At 60.1% G+C, this 18,097-nt stretch carries 16 protein-coding genes; 11 read left to right on the top strand and 5 right to left on the bottom strand.

The annotated features are described in order from the left end of the window. The first annotated feature begins 28 nt into the window (after window positions 1-28). A complete protein-coding gene (locus CLM72_RS27390; RefSeq protein WP_105228938.1) occupies window positions 29-550 on the top strand; it encodes a disulfide bond formation protein B in 522 nt (173 codons plus the stop codon). 209 nt (window positions 551-759) lie between these two features. Further along, window positions 760-1,218, top strand: coding sequence for an Rsd/AlgQ family anti-sigma factor (locus tag CLM72_RS27385; RefSeq protein ID WP_034129039.1), 459 nt, complete (start codon window positions 760-762; stop codon window positions 1,216-1,218). Window positions 1,219-1,271: 53 nt separating this feature from the next. Here the strand turns inward: CLM72_RS27385 and CLM72_RS27380 are convergent, their stop codons facing one another. Beyond that, window positions 1,272-1,949, bottom strand: a complete 678-nt coding sequence (locus CLM72_RS27380; protein WP_105228937.1) for an FKBP-type peptidyl-prolyl cis-trans isomerase — start codon at window positions 1,947-1,949, stop codon at window positions 1,272-1,274. A 192-nt stretch (window positions 1,950-2,141) separates the two neighbouring features. Between CLM72_RS27380 and CLM72_RS27375 the strand changes: the two genes are divergently transcribed. After that, on the top strand, window positions 2,142-3,281 hold the full coding sequence (locus CLM72_RS27375; protein WP_105228936.1) for an AlgP family protein: 1,140 nt from the start codon (window positions 2,142-2,144) through the stop codon (window positions 3,279-3,281). On the opposite strand, the gene CLM72_RS27370 is transcribed toward CLM72_RS27375, so the two are convergent. Beyond that, window positions 3,278-3,742, bottom strand: a complete 465-nt coding sequence (locus CLM72_RS27370; RefSeq protein WP_177430945.1) for a TIGR02444 family protein — start codon at window positions 3,740-3,742, stop codon at window positions 3,278-3,280. The two genes, CLM72_RS27375 and CLM72_RS27370, sit on opposite strands and share 4 nt — an antisense overlap. 50 nt (window positions 3,743-3,792) lie before the next feature. Here CLM72_RS27370 and abc-f point away from each other — a divergent pair, with 50 nt between their 5' ends. The 5 genes from abc-f to CLM72_RS27345 all read left to right on the top strand — a co-directional run bounded on the left by abc-f (window position 3,793) and on the right by CLM72_RS27345 (window position 9,551). Beyond that, the gene (abc-f, locus tag CLM72_RS27365; RefSeq protein WP_014720438.1) at window positions 3,793-5,703 is read left to right on the top strand and encodes a ribosomal protection-like ABC-F family protein; all 1,911 of its coding nucleotides are present in this window, start codon (window positions 3,793-3,795) and stop codon (window positions 5,701-5,703) included. Then, entirely contained in the window at window positions 5,703-6,275 is a 573-nt protein-coding gene (locus CLM72_RS27360) for a mechanosensitive ion channel family protein (RefSeq protein WP_105228934.1), read from the top strand. The genes abc-f and CLM72_RS27360 overlap by 1 nt, the downstream gene beginning before the upstream one ends. A gap of 88 nt (window positions 6,276-6,363) precedes the next feature. Beyond that, complete coding sequence (locus CLM72_RS27355) at window positions 6,364-6,996, top strand: LysE family transporter (RefSeq protein WP_005792425.1); 633 nt, start codon at window positions 6,364-6,366, stop codon at window positions 6,994-6,996. 202 nt (window positions 6,997-7,198) lie between these two features. Next, window positions 7,199-9,094, top strand: coding sequence for an FTR1 family protein (locus tag CLM72_RS27350; protein ID WP_105228933.1), 1,896 nt, complete (start codon window positions 7,199-7,201; stop codon window positions 9,092-9,094). A 1-nt stretch (window position 9,095) separates the two neighbouring features. Continuing rightward, window positions 9,096-9,551 (top strand): YaiI/YqxD family protein, encoded by a 456-nt coding sequence (locus CLM72_RS27345; RefSeq protein WP_105228932.1) that lies wholly within the window; start codon window positions 9,096-9,098, stop codon window positions 9,549-9,551. Between the two features lie 146 nt (window positions 9,552-9,697). On the opposite strand, the gene elbB is transcribed toward CLM72_RS27345, so the two are convergent. Further along, complete coding sequence (elbB, locus tag CLM72_RS27335; protein WP_034129031.1) at window positions 9,698-10,363, bottom strand: isoprenoid biosynthesis glyoxalase ElbB; 666 nt, start codon at window positions 10,361-10,363, stop codon at window positions 9,698-9,700. Window positions 10,364-10,478: 115 nt separating this feature from the next. Here elbB and CLM72_RS27330 point away from each other — a divergent pair, with 115 nt between their 5' ends. Next, on the top strand, window positions 10,479-11,714 hold the full coding sequence (locus tag CLM72_RS27330) for a sterol desaturase family protein (protein WP_105228930.1): 1,236 nt from the start codon (window positions 10,479-10,481) through the stop codon (window positions 11,712-11,714). On the opposite strand, the gene CLM72_RS27325 is transcribed toward CLM72_RS27330, so the two are convergent. Beyond that, the gene (locus CLM72_RS27325) at window positions 11,695-12,330 is read right to left on the bottom strand and encodes a DedA family protein (RefSeq protein ID WP_105228929.1); all 636 of its coding nucleotides are present in this window, start codon (window positions 12,328-12,330) and stop codon (window positions 11,695-11,697) included. The genes CLM72_RS27330 and CLM72_RS27325 overlap by 20 nt on opposite strands. A 208-nt stretch (window positions 12,331-12,538) precedes the next feature. Here CLM72_RS27325 and hemB point away from each other — a divergent pair, with 208 nt between their 5' ends. Both hemB and ppk1 read left to right on the top strand, forming a co-directional pair. Further along, on the top strand, window positions 12,539-13,552 hold the full coding sequence (gene hemB, locus CLM72_RS27320; protein ID WP_057975313.1) for a porphobilinogen synthase: 1,014 nt from the start codon (window positions 12,539-12,541) through the stop codon (window positions 13,550-13,552). An 18-nt stretch (window positions 13,553-13,570) separates the two neighbouring features. Further along, on the top strand, window positions 13,571-15,793 hold the full coding sequence (gene ppk1, locus CLM72_RS27315; protein ID WP_054896006.1) for a polyphosphate kinase 1: 2,223 nt from the start codon (window positions 13,571-13,573) through the stop codon (window positions 15,791-15,793). A 77-nt stretch (window positions 15,794-15,870) separates the two neighbouring features. Here ppk1 and ppx read toward each other — a convergent pair whose 3' ends face one another. Further along, window positions 15,871-17,373, bottom strand: coding sequence for an exopolyphosphatase (gene ppx / locus CLM72_RS27310; RefSeq protein ID WP_003195352.1), 1,503 nt, complete (start codon window positions 17,371-17,373; stop codon window positions 15,871-15,873). Window positions 17,374-18,097: the final 724 nt, after the last annotated feature.

Genomic DNA, 18,097 nt, shown 5'->3' with positions numbered 1-18,097 from the left:
GACCTATCTCTTGCAGTGCGGATAAACAATGTCTTTGGCCCCTTTACGCTCTTTGTTTTTCCTGGCGTTCATGGCGGGTGCGCTGACGTTGGGCGCGTCTTTCTACCTTCAATACGGCGCGCTGCTACGACCTTGTTTTCTATGCCAGGTACAGCGCCTGTTCCTCGCGTCTTTTGCCTTGATCAACCTGATTGCCGCGCTTCACAGACCTGGGCGTTCCGGCCATTGCCTCTACGGGCTGGCGAGCATGGCCTGTGCGTCGCTGGGCGCCATCACCGCAGGCAGGCAAGTGCTGTTGCAGAACAGGCCGGCAAGTCAGGTCGGGGATTGCTGGCCCAGCCTGCAGCATATGCTTGAAAACCTGTCTGTCTGGCAGGCAATGCGCTCGGTGTTCAATGGCACGGTCGATTGTGTCGAAATCAACTGGACGCTGTTTGACCTGAGCCTGCCTGAGTGGAGCCTGTTGTTCTTCGTGGCGATGCTGATCCTGGGGTTCATGCAGGTGTCACGGTTGTTGTTCGGCAGGCATTTGCGCCTCGCAACGCCTTGAAAACTAGACTCAGGTTGTAGGAGCGGATTAAACACTTGTATGAACATTCTCTCCTGCGTACCTTGAAGCCATAGTCATGCGGGCATAATCTGGCCCGCACGCGTTATCCAAACCGCTTGTCAGACGCGGCCTTGTCCGTCTGCTGCTTCATCCTTGAAGTGTTGCGCAGGTACAGAGCTGCGGCGCCCCAATAGGGAAGAGAGATCATCATGTTGGAAAGTTGTCAGAATGCTCAGGAACGCTGGGGTGGGGTGCATAAGCTGATCGATAGATGGCTGTTGGAGCGCCACGAACTGATTCAGGCCTATGACACTCTTGGTGCCCATCCCGATGCATTGGCTGAGAAGCAAAAGCCTCTGCAAGAATTCTGCGGGTCTTTGGTGGACTACGTGTCTGCGGGTCATTTTGAGGTTTATGAGCAACTGACCGGCGAAGCGAAAGCCTTCAATGACAAGCGCGGATTGGAATTGGCCGAAACCCTTTACCCGCGCATTGATGTGATCACCGAGAAGCTGCTGGCCTTCAATGATCTGTGTGATGAAGGCAAGTGTGTTGCTGAAAAATTCAAGGAGCTCGGCGGTCTGCTCCATGAGCGTTTCGAGTTGGAAGATTGCCTGATCGAAGTGTTGCACACGGCCCACAAACAAAAGGCTGCTGTCCAGGCCTGACCCTTGGCGGCGAGATAAAAAACGGTGCGCATGTCGCACCGTTTTTTTATGGGTCAGTGGCGAGTACCGAGCAGTTCAATTTCGAACACCAGCGGCGTGTAGGGGGGGATCAACTCACCTGCGCCGTCTGCGCCATAGGCCTGGGCTGAAGGAATCACCAGCCGCCATTTCGCACCCACCGGCATCTGTTGCAATGCACTGCTCCAACCGCTGATCACGCTGTTGAGGCGAAACCATTGCGGTTGCGTACTTTTGTCGAAGACAGTTCCGTCAGGCAGTCGGCCCACGTATTTCACCTGCACTTCATCGCTGGCCAACGGCTTGTTGCCAGTGCCCGGTGCCAGCTCGGTGAGCAGGATCCCATCGGCCAACTGACGAACGCCGACGGTGGCTTTTTCCTTTGAGAGAAATTGCTGCTCGGCAGCGAGTGCTTTTTCGCTTTGAGGTCGTTGGGCGTCGGCGGCGTTCTGCGCTTCGTGCTGCGCGAGGATCTGTTCGATGCGCGCGTTATCCAGCGCCAGTGGCTTGCCTTGGTAGGCTTGCTTGAGTCCGTCGAGCAGGGCCTGTATCTGCAGGTCGGGGACTTCCTGGCGCAACCGTTCGCCAAGGCTTGCGCCCAGGCTATAGGCAAGATCGTGCGGGGTTGCGGCGGTGGTGTTTGAAGAGGGTTGCTCGCTTGCTTCGGCCACGCAGATCGCCAAGCCGAACACTAGAAAAAGGTAACGCGACATGGGCATTCTCCCGGCGAAAGTGCGACGGATTATGCCAGTGCGGCTGCGTAAAAAGTGACGTGGTTTTCCGTTATATCGATAAGAATTTTCGCACGTTGCAACGCAACGCAAACGATACTGTCAACATGCCCTAGCGGCGGTAAGAGCAGAGGGCTAGTATGAGCCGCACCCACGTCAGCCAGGAGGTAAACCATGTCGGCCAAACAGAAGCCTGTAAATACCCCGTTGCACTTGCTCCAACAACTTTCGGGCAGCCTGCTCGAACATCTGGAAAGCGCGTGCTCCCAAGCCTTGGCTGATGCAGAAAAACTGCTCGCCAAACTGGAAAAGCAACGCGGTAAAGCGCAAGAAAAACTGCACAAGTCCCGCACCAAACTGCAAGACGCCGCCACTGCCGGCAAGTCCAAGGCGCAAGCCAAAGCCAAAGGCGCGGTCAAAGAACTTGAAGAGCTGCTGGATGCTCTCAAGGATCGCCAAGCCGAAACCCGCAGCTATATTTCCCAACTCAAAAAAGACGCTCAAGAAAGCCTGAAACTGGCCCAAGGCGTTGGCCGTGTGAAGGAAGCCGTAGCTAAGGCACTGGGTGCTCGTGCGCCTGCAAAAGTAGCCGCTAAGCCAGTCGCTAAAACCGCTGCTGCGAAACCAGCCGCGAAGCCGGTTGCTAAAACTGCTGCTGCCAAACCAGCCGCCAAGCCAGCTGCTAAAACTGCTGCTGCCAAACCAGCCGCTAAGCCAGCTGCTAAAACTGCTGCTGCCAAACCAGCCGCTAAGCCAGCTGCTAAAACTGCTGCTGCCAAACCAGCCGCTAAGCCAGCTGCTAAAACTGCTGCTGCCAAACCAGCCGCTAAGCCGGCTGCTAAAACTGCTGCTGCCAAACCAGCCGCTAAGCCAGCCGCTAAAACTGCTGCTGCCAAGCCAGCCGCTAAGCCAGCCGCTAAAACTGCTGCTGCCAAGCCAGCCGCGAAGCCAGCTGCTAAAACTGCTGCTGCCAAACCAACTGCCAAGCCAGTCGCTAAAATGGCAGTTGCCAAACCGGCCGCTAAACCTGCTGCTGCCAAACCGGCTGCAAAGCCAGCTGCTAAACCCGCTGCTGCCAAACCAGCCGCGAAGCCAGCTGCTAAACCTGCTGCCGCCAAACCAGCCGCGAAGCCAGTTGCTAAACCTGCTGCCGCCAAACCGGCCGCGAAGCCCGCTGCCAAGCCAGCGCCCGCAAAGCCAGTTACTCCAGCAGCACCCACTGCCACTCCGGCAGCAGCCTCCGCTCCAACTGCATCGGCCAGCAGCACCCCTGCACCGGTAGCGCCAAGCACCACCCCAACCAGCGCTTCCTAAGTGTTGGTGGCCATGGCGCGCAATTGCAGCAGCGCGTCGTGGTCAAGGTTGGCGGCTTCGGTCGCCAGGCCTTCAAGCCATTCTTGCTGACCCGGCACCTCATTGATCGGCCATGCCTGCGCCAGCGCTTCCAAGCGCGCCAGCAGCGTTCTTTCGGCCTCCAGTTCCAGTGTCTTGACCTGCTCTCGTAGCGATGCCAATTGCGCATCCTGCTGGGCCAAGGCCCGCCATTGCACGCGCATTTGTCGTAGCGGTTCAACAACCTGCACCCGCCACGGCTGGGCAATCTGCTGCAGTGCCTGAACGCGTTCGGGCTTATATGCCACACCTCGCCATTCCAGCCACGCACCACACAACAACAGGCACACGTCTGCCCCTTGCTCCTGCACGCGCAGGCAAGCGGCCTCCACGCCCGGGCGGGCGTAGGTCGAAAGGGCAAAGCTCCACAGGTCAGCGCACATATTCACACCCAAGCCAGCGGCCAACGAAGCTGGTAGACTCCGCCGCCATTATGATCCGACTTCAAAGCCTAACATTACAGCGTGGCCCGCAACGTCTTCTTGAAGACGCCGAGCTGACCCTGCACGCCGGTCACAAAGCCGGCCTGATCGGTGCCAACGGCGCCGGCAAATCCACGTTGTTCGCCTTGTTGCTGGGTGAGCTGACCCCGGATTCGGGGGACTGCCTGCTGCCGGCCGACTGGCGCATTGCCCATATGCGCCAGGAGATCGACACCCTGGACCGTATCGCCATCGACTACGTGCTCGATGGCGACCTGCGCCTGCGCCAGGTGCAGCACGATCTGGCTGAGGCCGAAAAAGCCCAGGACGGTGCCGCACAGGCGCGCCTGCACTCGGAGCTGGACAGCGCCGACGGCTATACCGCCGACGCCCGTGCTCGCAAGATGCTCGCTGGCCTTGGGTTTACCAACGAACAGATGGACCGTCCGGTCGCCGACTTCTCCGGTGGCTGGCGTATGCGTCTGAACCTGGCCCAAGCGCTGATGTGCCCCTCGGACCTGTTGCTGCTCGACGAGCCGACCAACCACTTGGACCTCGATGCGATCCTGTGGCTGGAAGACTTCCTCAAGAGTTACCAGGGCACCTTGCTGCTGATTTCCCACGACCGGGATTTCCTCGACGCCGTGGTCGATAACATCGCCCATGTCGAACAGAAGAAAATCACTCTGTACCGTGGCGGCTATACCGCGTTCGAACGCGCTCGCGCCGAACGCCTGGCCCAGCAGCAACAGGCCTTTGAAAAGCAACAGGCGCAACGTGCGCACATGGAAAGCTACATCGCAAGGTTCAAGGCCCAGGCTACCAAGGCCCGCCAGGCCCAGAGCCGGATCAAGGCCCTGGAACGCATGGAAGAGCTGTCGGCGGCCCACGTCGATTCGCCGTTCGACTTTGTCTTCCGTGAGTCGGTGAAGATCTCCAGCCCGCTGTTGGACCTCTCGGATGCTCGCCTGGGCTATGGCGACAAAACCATCCTGGAGAAGGTCAAGCTGCAGCTTACGCCGGGCGCACGCATCGGTTTGCTCGGCCCGAACGGCGCAGGCAAGTCGACACTGATCAAGAACCTTTCGGGTGAGCTTGAGCCGCTGGCCGGCCGCCTGACCCGTGGCGAGAACACGGTGGTGGGTTACTTCGCCCAGCACCAATTGGACTCGCTGGACGCCAAGGCAAGCCCACTGTTGCACCTGCAACGCCTGGCGCCGACCGAGCGCGAGCAGACCCTGCGCGACTTCCTTGGCGGTTTCGACTTCCGTGGCGCGCGCATTGACGAACCTGTGCTGAATTTCTCCGGTGGCGAAAAAGCCCGACTGGCCCTGGCCCTGATCGCGTGGGATCGCCCGAACCTGTTGCTGCTCGACGAACCGACCAACCACCTGGACCTGGAAATGCGCCTGGCGCTGACCATGGCCCTGCAGGAATTCAGCGGTGCGGTATTGGTGGTGTCTCACGACCGTCACCTGCTCAAGAGCACCACCGACAACTTCCTGCTGGTGGCCGACGGTAAGGTCGAAGAGTTCGACGGCGACCTGGACGATTACGCGCGCTGGCTGACGGAATACCGCCTGCGCAATGCGCCGGCCAGCAACACGCCGGTCAACCCGGACAAGACCGACAAGAAAGCCCAGCGCCAGGCTGCCGCCGCGCTGCGCCAGCAGTTGGCGCCGCACAAGCGTGAGGCCGACAAGCTGGAAGCCGAACTGGGCAAGGTGCATGAGCGCCTGGCCAAGATCGAAGCCAGCCTGGGCGACAGCGCCGTGTACGAGGCGGCGCGCAAGGACGAGCTGCGTGACCTGCTGGCCGAACAGGCCAAGCTCAAGGTGCGCGAGGGGCAACTGGAGGAAACCTGGATGGAGGCCCTCGAATTGCTCGAAACCCTGCAAGCGGAGCTGGAGGCGCTGTCCTGATGGAAGCGTTGCAATTGCCAGTCCCGGTGCAATGGATCGAGCCCATCTGGATTGGCGTGCAAATCCTGCTGATCCTGCTGGCCGGCTACCTGGCCCAGCGCTTTGTCGCCAAAGGCCTGACACGCCTGGGTGAGCGCTACCCGTTTCCGCCGCAATTGTTGATGCCCCTGCGCGGTGGCTTGCGCTGGCTGATCATGGGCAGTGCACTGATCTTTGTATTGGGCCGCCTGGGTGTGTCGGCCACGGTGTTGTGGACGGCCCTGTCCGGCTTTGTCGCGGTGGCGGCCGTGGCGTTCTTCGCCATGTGGTCGGTGCTGTCCAACTTGCTGTGCGCGATCCTGATCTTTACCGTCGGGCCGTTTCGCCTGGGTGATATCGTCGAGTTGGTGGACACCGTCGACAAGCCGGGCGTGAAGGGCCGAGTCGTGGCGATCAACTTGCTCTACACCACGCTGATCGAAGTCGAGGAAGCCGGGACCAACAGCGCGATGGTGCAGGTGCCCAATAGTCTGTTCTTCCAGCGTTCGGTGCGACGTTGGCCGGGAACCCACGTATTTCCGGGCGACCGCTAGCGTTTACATCTTGTAAATATCTATAGCCAGCCTTTGGTCGCTGGAGTTAGCTTAAGGCACAACCGCTAACTCCCTTACGAGGTGTGCAATGGCTCTCGATACATGGCTGGCCTTTTTCCTGGCCAGTTGGATCATCTCCCTTTCTCCTGGCGCCGGTGCCATCGCCTCGATGTCTAGCGGCCTACAGTACGGTTTTGTGCGTGGCTACTGGAACGCTATCGGCCTACAACTTGGCCTGGCGATGCAGATTGCAGTGGTAGCGGGTGGCCTGGGTGCCATTTTGGCGGCATCGTCCACCGCGTTCTATGCGATCAAGTGGTTCGGCGTGGCCTATCTTGTGTACCTGGCCATCAAGCAATGGCGCGCGTTGCCCATGGACATGACCGATGACGCCGCCGTACGCCCGATCGGCAAACCGATGGCGATGATGTTCCGCGGCTTTCTGGTCAACGCCAGCAACCCCAAGGCGTTGGTGTTCATGCTGGCGGTGCTGCCGCAGTTCGTGAACCCGCAGGCGCCGTTGTTGATCCAGTACCTGATCCTTGGTGCGACCATGATCAGCGTCGATATGATCGTGATGGCGGGTTACACAGGTTTGGCCTCGAAAGTCTTGCGCCTGTTGCGTACGCCTAAACAACAGAAACGTGTAAACCGCACCTTTGCTGGCTTGTTTGTCGGCGCTGCCGGTTTCCTTGCCAGCCTGCATCGCGCCACGGCCTGACCAAGCGACTGGCTCAAATATGTGGGAGCGGGCTTGCTCGCGAATACGGTGTATCAGTCAAAGAAAATAGTGACTGAAGCACCGCATTCGCGAGCAAGCCCGCTCCCACATTGGTTTTAGGGTGATATGAAATAACACCTTGAGTCGAATCCATTAAAGCTCAACAATAGTGTTACTTCGTATTTCCACTTGAGATTCATTCATGACCGCCCCTTTCCGCTTTCTCGCCTGGCTGCTGTTGCCGGCATTGCTGTCGTGCAGCCTCAATCTGTCGGCCGCGACCGCCGAGGGCGCGCCGCAAGCCCTGCATTTGCTCGACTACATTGGCGCCGACTACCCGCCGACGGTAGAAGCGGGCAAGGTGGTGGATGATTCGGAATACCGCGAACAAGTGGAGTTTCTCGGGGTATTGCAGGGGCTGGTGGCGGAGTTGCCAGACAAACCCGAGCGCGCCGAGCTGATAAAGGGCGTTGATGAACTGCTGGCCGCGGTCACCGCCCATCAGGACGGCGCGAGCGTTGCCCGCCAGGCTCGTCAATTGGGCGCCAAGCTGGCCGTGGCGTATGAAGTCAGCCAGGCCCCGGCCATTACGCCGGACCCGACGCGCGGCGCGCCGCTCTACGCCCAGCATTGTTCCGTGTGCCACGGCACAGCGGGCGCCGGCGATGGCCCGGCAGGCATGGGCATGACGCCGCCCCCCGCTAACCTGCGCGATGCAACGCGCCTGGACCGCCTGAGCCTCTACGCGATCTACAACACCCTCGGCCTGGGCGTTGAAGGCACCGACATGCCGTCGTTCGCTGACCAACTGGACGACCGCCAGCGTTGGGACCTGGCAACCTATATCGCCGGCTTCACGGCCGACCCGGCCGCTGCCAAAGGCGAGCAGACGTTCAACCTTGCCGACCTGGCGCGCCAGACCCCCAATGAAGTGCTCGCCGCTGACGGCCCTGGCGCTGCGGCGACGTTCCGCGCCCAGCGTGCACAGCCGCCGCAGGTTCAGCGTGGCCCCGCGCAGTTGCTCGACTACACTGCCGCCACCCTGGACAAGAGCCTCGCGGCGTTCCGCAACGGCGACCACGAGCAGGCTTACGATCTATCCGTCGCTGCCTACCTGGAAGGCTTCGAGCTGGTGGAAAGCTCCCTGGATAACGTCGATGCCAATGTGCGCAAAGACACCGAGAAGGCCCTGATGGCCTATCGGCAATCGTTGCAGGACGGCTTGCCTATCGAGCAGGTGCAGCAGCGCTTGGATGCAGCCAAAGGCAAACTCACTGAATCGGCTGGTTTGCTGGGCGGCGATGGCCTGAGCTGGTCGTTGAGCTATATCTCCGGCTTGCTGATCCTGCTGCGTGAAGGCCTGGAAGCGATTCTGGTGCTGGCCGCGATCCTCGCCTTCCTGCGTAACACCGGCCAGCAATCGGCGGTGCGCAGCGTCAACGTCGGCTGGGGCCTGGCGCTGTTGGCAGGTTTGGGTACCTGGGCCTTGGCGGCCTATGTCATTGACGTCAGCGGTGCCCAGCGTGAATTGCTTGAAGGCTGCACGGCGTTGTTTGCCAGTGTCATGGTGCTGTGGCTCGGCGTGTGGATGCACGACCGGCGTCACGCGGCGGCCTGGCAGGACTACATCAAGAGCAGCCTGGTGGGCGGCGGTGGGCGTTTCGGTTTTGCCGTGCTGGCGTTCTTCTCGGTGTATCGCGAGCTGTTCGAAGTGATCCTGTTTTACGAAACCCTGTGGCTGCAGGCCGGCCCTGCCGGGCACAACGCGGTGCTGGCCGGTGGTGCCACGGCGCTGGTGCTGCTGGTGGGCCTGGCCTGGGTGATCCTGCGCGGTTCGGCGAAGTTGCCCCTGGCGCTGTTCTTCGGCATCAACGCCGCGTTGCTGTGTGCGCTGTCGGTGGTGTTCGCCGGGCACGGTGTGAAAGCCTTGCAGGAAGCGGGCATTTTCGGCACGCGGCCGGTGGCGTTCTTTGACTTCGACTGGCTGGGCATCCACGCCGATGCGTACTCGTTGGGGGCACAGGCCGTGGCGATCCTGGCGATTGTGGTGTTGTATGGCCGTAGCCGCCTGACCGAAAAGCGCCGGGCGGCGGCGTAGCATGCGCGTGTGGATCGACGCCGACGCCTGCCCTCGGGCGGCCAAGGACCAAGTGGTGAAGTTCGCTCTCAAGCGCCAGTTTGAGGTGGTACTGGTGGCAGGGCAAAGCCAGATCAAACCGAGCTTTGCCTGTGTGAAGTTGATCGTAGTGCCCAGCGGGCCGGATGCCGCAGATGATTACCTGGTGGAGCACGCCGTGCCTGGCGAACTGGTGATTTGCAGCGACGTGCCCTTGGCCGACCGCCTGGTGAAGAAGGGCGTGACGGCCCTTGACCCGCGTGGCAAGGAATTCAGCCCGGCGAACATGAGCGAGCGGTTGGCGGTGCGTAACCTGTTTACCGACCTGCGCGAGCAAGGCCAGATGGGCGGCGGCCCGCCGCCCCACAGCGAAAAGGACAAGCAGGCGTTTGCCAATGCGCTGGACCGAATCCTTACCCGCTTGATGAAGCCAGCCTGACCTGTGGCGAGGGAGCTTGCTCCCGCTGGGCTGCGTAGCAGCCCCAAAGCCGTCGTCAGTGTTTTATCTGAATCACCGCGTCAGCTTAGATGGGGCGGCTTCGCCACCCAGCGGGAGCAAGTTCCCTCGCCACAGCTGCATCCCCATCAGTCGTTCTCGTGGGTCAACTCCAGCACCCGATCCACCAGCTTGTTGATGCCGGACGCCACCTCGCTGATGTTCTTGCCCAGCATGTAGGCCGGTGTACTCACCAGCTTGCGCGCCTGGTCCTCGACGATGTCCTCCACGGTGCATTCGACGTGGGTGGCGCCCATCTTGTCCAGGGCTGCGGCGGTGCTGGCATCGTTGCCGATGGTGCAGGTCACGCCAGGGCCGTAGATCTTGGCGGCCAGGGCCGGCGAAATGCAGATCAAACCCACCGGCTTGCCCGCTTCGGCAAAGGCTTCAGCCAGTGCCAGTACCTGGGGGTTGATGCTGCAGCCGGCGCCTTCCACGGCAAAGTTCGACAAGTTCTTGGCCGCGCCAAAACCGCCCGGCACGATCAGCGCGTCAAAGTCTGCGGCGTTGGCTTGGCCAATATCCTTCACGGCGCCTCGAGCGATGCGCGCGGATTCCACCAGCACATTGCGCGATTCGGGCATTTCCTCGCCCGTGAGGTGGTTGATCACGTGCAACTGCGCTACGTCGGGTGCAAAGCATTCCACTTGAGCGCCGCGCTGGTCCAGGCGCAGCAGGGTGATCACGCTTTCATGGATCTCTGCGCCGTCGTACACGCCACAGCCGGAAAGGATCACTGCAATCTTTTTGCTCATGGGCATTTCTCCTGATTCATGGCGTTAAATGTCTACTAATTTGTAACCTCTTGCCAATGGGAACTCACGTCGCTGCACCTAATCTTGATGTAACAAAAATAGACCGGACTAGCCCATGGACTTTGTGCCTTACGCAGTACCGTTTTTTATTGCCCTGATCGTGGTGGAGTTGCTGGCCGACCGTTGGCGTGGCGTGCGCAACTACCGAGTGGCGGATGCCATCAACAGCCTTAGCACCGGAGTGCTGTCCACCACCACAGGCTTGCTCACCAAGGGCGTGGGCCTGCTGACTTACGCGTTCGCCCTCAAGCACCTGGCGCTGTTCGAATTGTCGGCCCAGAGTGCCTGGACCTGGGTGTTTGCCTTTGTGTTCTATGACTTCTGCTACTACTGGCTGCACCGCATGGGTCATGAGCGCAACATCCTGTGGGCCGCGCATTCGGTGCATCACCAGAGCGAGGACTACAACCTCAGCACCGCTTTGCGCCAGACCAGCACCGGTTTCCTGCTGAGCTGGATCTTCTACTTGCCCCTGGCGGTGGTTGGTGTGCCGCTGGTGGTGTTTATCAGCGTGGCGTCGCTCAACCTGCTTTATCAATTCTGGGTCCATACACGCCATGTTCCCAAGCTTGGCTGGTTCGAATGGTTTTTCGTCACACCGTCCAATCATCGGGCCCACCATGCGCAGAACGCTCTCTACATGGATCGCAACTACGGCGGGGTGTTCATTATTTGGGACCGACTGTTCGGTACCTTCCAGGAGGAAGACGATAACGAACCGGTGATTTTCGGTGTGACCACACCCTTGGCCAGCTGGAACCCGCTGTGGGCCAACCTGCAGTTTTATGCGCAACTCTGGAGTGACGCCCGGCGTACTGAGCGTTGGTGGGACAAGCTGCGTATCTGGTTCATGCGCACCGGCTGGCGCCCGGCGGACGTCAAGGCCAAGTACCCGATGGCCAAGCCGGACCTGAGTCAGTTCCGCAAATTCGAGGTCCCGCTGGATGTGCGCCAACAGGTCTACATCGCCTTGCAGTTTGCGGCCTATGTAGGGTTTGGCAGTTATCTGATGAATTTCGGTGAGGGCTTGCCCTCCACGGCGCTGGTCCTTGGCTGGGGCACGATGGCGCTGGGGTTGTTTACCCTGGGCGTGGCGCTGGAGAATCGCCCATGGGCGCTGAAGGCCGAGCTGGCGCGCCTGGCGCTGAATGTTCCGTTGGTATGGCTGGCGCCGCTGGTGGGGTTGTGGTCCGCCAGCAACCTGGGCTGGCTGGGCCTGGCGAGTTACAGCCTGCTCAGCATCATCGGCCTCTACTGTTGCAGAAGCCGGCTTACTCGGCTGGTGTCTTAGGCGTTTCGACCGAGGCTGGCTCGTTAGCCAGCCGAGCCTTGGCCTCGGCACAGGCTTGGCGGGCGATGCGGGCATTCTTGAAGCGACGGCGCAGCCACAGGCCAAAGCCCAGCACCAGCAAGGCGCCCAATACCCACAACTCGTATTTCTTGACGCTGCCGAGCATCCCTTCCAGCACCGCGCCGAAGTGATAGGCTGCCGCCCCCAGTGCCGCGGCCCAGATCGCCGCGCCAATACCGTTCAGAACCAGGTAGCGCAACGGTGGGTAGCCAGACAGGCCAATCGCCACGGGCATCACCGTGCGCAAGCCGTATACGAAGCGGAAACTCAATACCCAGATATCCGGATGCTTGCGGATATGTTCCAGTGCCTTGTCGCCCATCAGTTGCCAGCGCGGCTTGCGCGCCAGCAACTTGCGGCCGTGCTTGCGCCCCATGTAGTACCAGAGCTGGTCGCCGGCGTAGCTGCCAAAAAAGGCAACGACCACCACCAGGTTGATATCCATGTAGCCACGGAACGCCAGGAAGCCTGCGAGTACAAGGATGGTCTCGCCTTCAAAGAACGTGCCGAGAAAGAGGGCAAAGTAGCCGAAGTCATGCAGAAATTGTTGAAGCATGGTCTAGGGTGCTGGCGAAATGAACGCGCAGCCTACGCCTTCACGAAGATTCATGAAAGTATCGAGATGTGTCACGAAGTGAACAATTCCTACGCAAATGACGAATGGGACTACAGGTCGTGTCGATAAGCACAACTGTCATTCATTCGTCATAATGGCCGCTTATAACTGCAACGCTCGCCCGTAAACACGGGCTCAGGAGTCTGTCGTGAGCTTTACCCCTGCCAATCGCCTGTTCCCCGCCACCCGTCTGCGTCGCAATCGTCGTGATGATTTTTCTCGTCGCCTGGTACGTGAAAATGTACTGACCACGAATGATCTGATCCTGCCGGTTTTCGTGCTCGACGGTGAAAATCGCCGGGAAGCGGTGGCGTCGATGCCGGGTGTGGAGCGTCTGACCATTGACCTGTTGCTTGAAGAGGCGGCGAAGTGGGTCGAATTGGGCATCCCGGCGCTGGCGCTGTTCCCGGTGACCCCGGCCGAACTCAAGACCCTGGACGCCGCCGAAGCCTGGAACCCCCAGGGGATTGCCCAGCGTGCCACCCGTGCCCTGCGCGAGCGTTTCCCGGAGCTGGGCGTGATCACCGACGTGGCCCTGGACCCTTTCACCACCCACGGCCAGGATGGCATTCTTGACGAAGACGGTTATGTTCAGAACGACATCACCGTCGATGCACTGGTCAAGCAGGCGTTGTCCCACGCGGCTGCGGGCGCCCAGGTGGTTGCACCGTCGGACATGATGGACGGGCGCATCCAGGCGATTCGCGAAGCCCTTGAGCTGGCCGGTCACGTCAATGTGCGGATCATGGCCTACTCGGCCAAATACGCCAGCGCCTACTACGGCCCATTCCGCGATGCGGTAGGCTCGGCGCTGAACCTGGGCAAGGCCAACAAGGCCTCGTACCAGATGGACCCGGCCAACAGCCAGGAAGCCCTGCACGAAGTGGCCGCCGACCTGGCCGAAGGCGCCGATATGGTGATGGTCAAGCCGGGGATGCCTTACCTGGACATTCTTTACCGGGTCAAAGAGGAATTCAAAGTGCCGACCTTTGTCTATCAGGTCAGCGGTGAATACGCCATGCACATGGCGGCAATCCAGAATGGTTGGTTGAGTGAAGGGGTGATCCTCGAATCCCTGACTGCCTTTAAACGTGCCGGCGCTGATGGCATTCTGACCTACTTCGCCGCCCGCGCCGCCCAATTGCTTAGAGAGCAACAATAGCCCTCACAGGAACACTCGATGAATACCGAAGGACTCTCAGAAGTTGCCGTAAAAGACGCTCACCCGGTGGTTGAACAAGTCGCCCAGACCCCGCCGGAGCTGGAGCCTGCACCGCCTGCGGTGGTGGCCGAAGCACCTGCGCCGGCGCCAGTGCCAGTGGTCACCAACCTGGATGACAGCAGCCTGTACATCCACCGCGAGTTGTCACAACTGCAATTCAACATCCGCGTGCTCGAGCAGGCGCTGGATGAGTCCTACCCCTTGCTGGAACGGCTGAAATTCCTGCTGATTTTCTCCAGCAACCTGGACGAGTTCTTCGAGATCCGTGTTGCCGGCCTCAAGAAGCAGATCACCTTCGCCCGTGAACAAGCCGGTGCCGACGGCCTGCAACCGCACCAGGCCCTGGCGCGCATCAGTGAGCTGGTACACGGCCATGTGGACCGCCAGTACGCGATCCTCAATGACATCCTGCTGCCGGAGCTGGAAAAGCATCAGGTCCGCTTCATTCGTCGTCGTCACTGGACCGCCAAGATCAAGACCTGGGTGCGCCGTTACTTCCGGGACGAGATTTCGCCGATCATCACGCCTATCGGCCTCGACCCGACGCACCCGTTCCCCTTGCTGGTGAACAAGAGCCTCAACTTCATCGTCGAACTCGAAGGTATCGACGCTTTCGGCCGCGATTCGGGCCTGGCGATCATTCCAGCGCCGCGTCTGTTGCCTCGGATCATCAAGGTACCGGAAGAGGTAGGGGGCGCTGGCGACAACTATGTATTCCTGTCGTCGATGATCCACGCGCACGCCGATGACCTGTTCCAGGGCATGAAGGTCAAGGGCTGCTACCAGTTCCGCCTGACTCGTAACGCCGACCTGGCGTTGGACTCCGAAGACGTCGAAGACTTGGCCCGTGCCCTGCGCGGCGAACTGTTCTCGCGGCGCTATGGCGATGCGGTGCGCCTGGAAGTGGCGGACACCTGCCCGAAACATTTGTCGGACTACCTGCTCAAGCAGTTCAACCTGGCAGAATCGGAGCTGTACCAGGTCAACGGCCCCGTAAACCTGACGCGCCTGTTCAGCATCACCGGCTTGGACAGCCATCCTGAGCTGCAATACAAGCCGTTCACCCCGCAGATCCCGAAACTGTTGCAAAACAGCGAGAACATCTTCAGCGTGGTGAGCAAGCAGGACATCCTGCTGCTGCACCCCTTCGAGTCGTTCACCCCGGTGGTCGACCTGTTGCGCCAGGCCGCCAAAGACCCGCATGTCCTGGCCGTGCGCCAGACTCTGTACCGCAGCGGTGCCAACTCGGAAATCGTCGATGCGCTGGTGGATGCGGCACGTAATGGCAAGGAAGTCACCGCGGTGATCGAGTTGCGTGCGCGTTTCGACGAAGAGTCCAACCTGCAACTGGCCAGCCGCCTGCAAGCGGCCGGTGCGGTGGTGATCTACGGCGTGGTCGGCTTCAAGACCCATGCCAAGATGATGCTGATCCTGCGCCGTGAAGCCGGTGAGATCGTGCGCTACGCCCACTTGGGCACCGGCAACTATCACGCCGGCAACGCCAAGCTCTACACCGATTACAGCTTGCTGACGTCCGACGACGCGCTGTGCGAAGACGTCGGCAAGTTGTTCAGCCAGTTGATCGGCATGGGCAAGACTCTGCGCATGAAGAAGCTGTTGCACGCGCCGTTCACGCTCAAGAAGGGCATGCTCGACATGATTGCCCGTGAGACCCAGTTTGCCCTCGACGGCAAACCGGCGCACATCATCGCCAAGTTCAACTCGCTGACCGACCCGAAGATCATTCGCGCGCTGTACAAGGCCAGCCAGTCCGGTGTGCGCATCGACCTGGTGGTGCGTGGCATGTGCTGCCTGCGCCCCGGCATTGTGGGCGTGTCGCATAACATCCACGTGCGCTCGATCATCGGCCGCTTCCTGGAGCACACACGCGTGTTCTACTTCCTCAACGGCGGCGAAGAGCAGATGTTCCTCTCCAGCGCCGACTGGATGGAACGCAACCTCGACAAGCGTGTGGAGACCTGCTTCCCGGTGGAAGGCAAGAAGCTGATCATGCGCGTCAAGAAGGAGCTGGAAAGCTACCTGACCGACAACACCCATAGCTGGAGCCTGCAGTCGGATGGGCGCTACGTGCGTAACACGCCGACCGGCAACCAGAACCCGCGCAGCGCGCAGGCGACGTTGCTGGAGAAGTTGGGTAGCCCGATTCTGACGGTGAACTAGCCCAGGCATACGCAATTCCATGTGGGAGCGGGCAAGCCCGCTCCCACATTTGTTTTGCAGAATGCTTTTAGATTTGCTTAGCGCAGGTTCAGGCTGAACCCTACCCGCGTCAGCCATTCCGCTTCCTGGGCGAAGTCCGCCTGGGTCAGCTGGTTTTCATCCAGCCAGCCTTTGGGGAACATCACTTCCAGGCTATCGCCATCGGCGTGCAGTTTGACCTGGGGCATTTCCTGGGTGCCGCGGATGTGGTGGAACAGGATTGCAAAGCGCAGCAGCGCACACAGGCGGATCAGCTTGATGCCGTCTTTACCGAACTCGGCAAACTTGTCCTTGGGAATATTGCGACGATGGCCGCGTACCAGCAGCGCGAGCATCTGTTGGTCTTCCCGGGAGAAACCGGCCAGGTCCGAGTGTTCGATCAAGTACGCGCCGTGCTTGTGATAATGGTAGTGGGCGATGTCCAGGCCGACCTCATGCACCTTGGCTGCCCAGCCGAGTAACTCGCGCCAGACGCCGTCCTCCAGGTCCCAGTCCTCGGCCACCTGGTCGAAGGCGTGCAAGGCTTTGCGCTCGACGCGGGCGGCTTGCTCCAGGTCGACGTGATAACGCTCCATCAGCGAGCTGAGGGTGCGCTCTCGCACGTCTTCATGGTGGTGCCGGCCCAGCAGGTCGTAGAGCACACCTTCGCGCAGGGCGCCGTCACAGTGGTCCATGCGTTGCAGTTCGAGGGCGTCAAAGATGGCTTCGAGAATCGCCAGGCCCGCAGGGAAAATGGCGCGACGGTCGGGCTTGATGCCGTCGAAGTCGATTTTCTCTGCATCCCCCAGCTTGAACAGCTTGCGCTTGAGCCACGCCAGGCCTTCGGCGTTCACCTCACCGGTGCCATGGCCACCGGCCTTCAAGGCCAGGCCAATGGCACGGATGGTGCCGGACGAGCCGATGGCTTCATCCCAGGTCAGGCGGTGCAAGGCATGTTCAATGCTCATGATTTCCAGGCGCGCTGCGGTGTAGGCCTGGGCATAACGCGCCGGGGTGATCTTGCCATCCTTGAAATAACGCTGGGTGAAGCTCACGCATCCCATCTGCAGGCTTTCACGCAGTAGCGGTTCGAAACGCTGGCCGATGATGAACTCGGTGCTGCCACCGCCAATGTCCGCCACCAGGCGTTTGCCGGGCGTGTCGGCCAGGGTGTGGGACACGCCGAGGTAGATCAGGCGTGCCTCTTCACGGCCCGAGATGACTTCCACCGGATGCCCGAGGATTTCCTCGGCGCGATGGATGAATTCGTTGCGGTTGCGCGCTTCGCGCAAGGCGTTGGTACCAACGATACGCACCGCGCCAGGGGGCATGCCGTTGATCAGTTGCGCGAAACGCTTGAGGCAATCGAGCCCGCGCTGCATGGATTCTTCATTGAGCTTGCGCTCGTCGTCGATCCCGGCGGCCAGTTGCACCTTCTCGCCGAGCCGCTCAAGGATGCGGATCTCGCCGTTCTGGGCCTTGGCCACGACCATATGAAAGCTGTTGGAGCCCAGGTCGATGGCGGCGATCAAGGACAGATTCTTGGCTTGGGATTGCGGCATGGTTTGGGGGTCTCGGTCGATAACCTTGCCATCGTGCCACGATCGACGGCTGGCGCCAACGCGTAGTGCCAGAGGAATTTTCCCCAATCACTCATCAGAAATTGTGAATGCCGCTTGTAGGAGGTGGTTGCGATAGCTGTGTTATTGGGTCAGGAGTCGCTGTAGTTCATAACTTGCAGTGTGCGTAATTTCTGGATGGTCAACTTAGTCCTACATGTGTATGCATATTTGTCTTGGTTTTTTGTGTTTGCTCCTACAGTAAACAATCTAAATGTGAGCCGTTTTCGCAGAGCTGTCTTACGTTGATTGAGGTATTTTTCCGGCTTAATTATTTATGTGTGGCGCCGATACTGCCGGTCGGCAATTAAGCCGTGGCGGTAATTATTTGTCGCTCAGGGCTTGTACAAGGGGGTAGTCGTGCGTGTGGGGTTCAACAAGTGAACACCTCACATCGCTGACTATAGGTGCTGTTTTTACATGCTCAGGAAATTAAGGTGCTCAGATGAAGAGCAAAGTGTCAGTGCCGGCGGGACTGCTTCTGGCTGCTGTAGATTTAAGCGTCGAAGCAGCCAATCTACGAGTGAAGGGTATTAATGGCCCCGCCCGTTGCAGTTTAACACTATGAGTTCAATGGCAAGCAGCCTGCGCTAGAGCTGTGTTATTTCCGATAGTTGTTGTGTCGGCAGTTTTAGTGATGAGCGATATTGGTTTTTTGCTGGCGAAT

The sequence above is a fragment of the Pseudomonas sp. MYb193 genome (assembly GCF_002966775.1).
Taxonomy (GTDB): domain Bacteria; phylum Pseudomonadota; class Gammaproteobacteria; order Pseudomonadales; family Pseudomonadaceae; genus Aquipseudomonas; species Aquipseudomonas paracarnis.
This window is presented reverse-complemented; position numbering and strand designations above follow the sequence as displayed.

What these genes read in the sequence shown, in the direction of transcription:
- CLM72_RS27380 (WP_105228937.1), bottom strand. Translation starts at nt 1,949, where the DNA reads ATGTCGCGTTACCTTTTTCTAGTGTTCGGCTTGGCGATCTGCGTGGCC.
- CLM72_RS27390 (WP_105228938.1), top strand. Translation starts at nt 29, where the DNA reads ATGTCTTTGGCCCCTTTACGCTCTTTGTTTTTCCTGGCGTTCATGGCG.
- elbB (WP_034129031.1), bottom strand. Translation starts at nt 10,363, where the DNA reads ATGAGCAAAAAGATTGCAGTGATCCTTTCCGGCTGTGGCGTGTACGAC.
- CLM72_RS27350 (WP_105228933.1), top strand. Translation starts at nt 7,199, where the DNA reads ATGACCGCCCCTTTCCGCTTTCTCGCCTGGCTGCTGTTGCCGGCATTG.
- ppx (WP_003195352.1), bottom strand. Translation starts at nt 17,373, where the DNA reads ATGCCGCAATCCCAAGCCAAGAATCTGTCCTTGATCGCCGCCATCGAC.
- CLM72_RS27375 (WP_105228936.1), top strand. Translation starts at nt 2,142, where the DNA reads ATGTCGGCCAAACAGAAGCCTGTAAATACCCCGTTGCACTTGCTCCAA.
- CLM72_RS27325 (WP_105228929.1), bottom strand. Translation starts at nt 12,330, where the DNA reads ATGCTTCAACAATTTCTGCATGACTTCGGCTACTTTGCCCTCTTTCTC.
- ppk1 (WP_054896006.1), top strand. Translation starts at nt 13,571, where the DNA reads ATGAATACCGAAGGACTCTCAGAAGTTGCCGTAAAAGACGCTCACCCG.
- CLM72_RS27330 (WP_105228930.1), top strand. Translation starts at nt 10,479, where the DNA reads ATGGACTTTGTGCCTTACGCAGTACCGTTTTTTATTGCCCTGATCGTG.
- CLM72_RS27360 (WP_105228934.1), top strand. Translation starts at nt 5,703, where the DNA reads ATGGAAGCGTTGCAATTGCCAGTCCCGGTGCAATGGATCGAGCCCATC.
- CLM72_RS27370 (WP_177430945.1), bottom strand. Translation starts at nt 3,742, where the DNA reads ATGTGCGCTGACCTGTGGAGCTTTGCCCTTTCGACCTACGCCCGCCCG.
- CLM72_RS27345 (WP_105228932.1), top strand. Translation starts at nt 9,096, where the DNA reads ATGCGCGTGTGGATCGACGCCGACGCCTGCCCTCGGGCGGCCAAGGAC.
- CLM72_RS27355 (WP_005792425.1), top strand. Translation starts at nt 6,364, where the DNA reads ATGGCTCTCGATACATGGCTGGCCTTTTTCCTGGCCAGTTGGATCATC.
- abc-f (WP_014720438.1), top strand. Translation starts at nt 3,793, where the DNA reads ATGATCCGACTTCAAAGCCTAACATTACAGCGTGGCCCGCAACGTCTT.
- CLM72_RS27385 (WP_034129039.1), top strand. Translation starts at nt 760, where the DNA reads ATGTTGGAAAGTTGTCAGAATGCTCAGGAACGCTGGGGTGGGGTGCAT.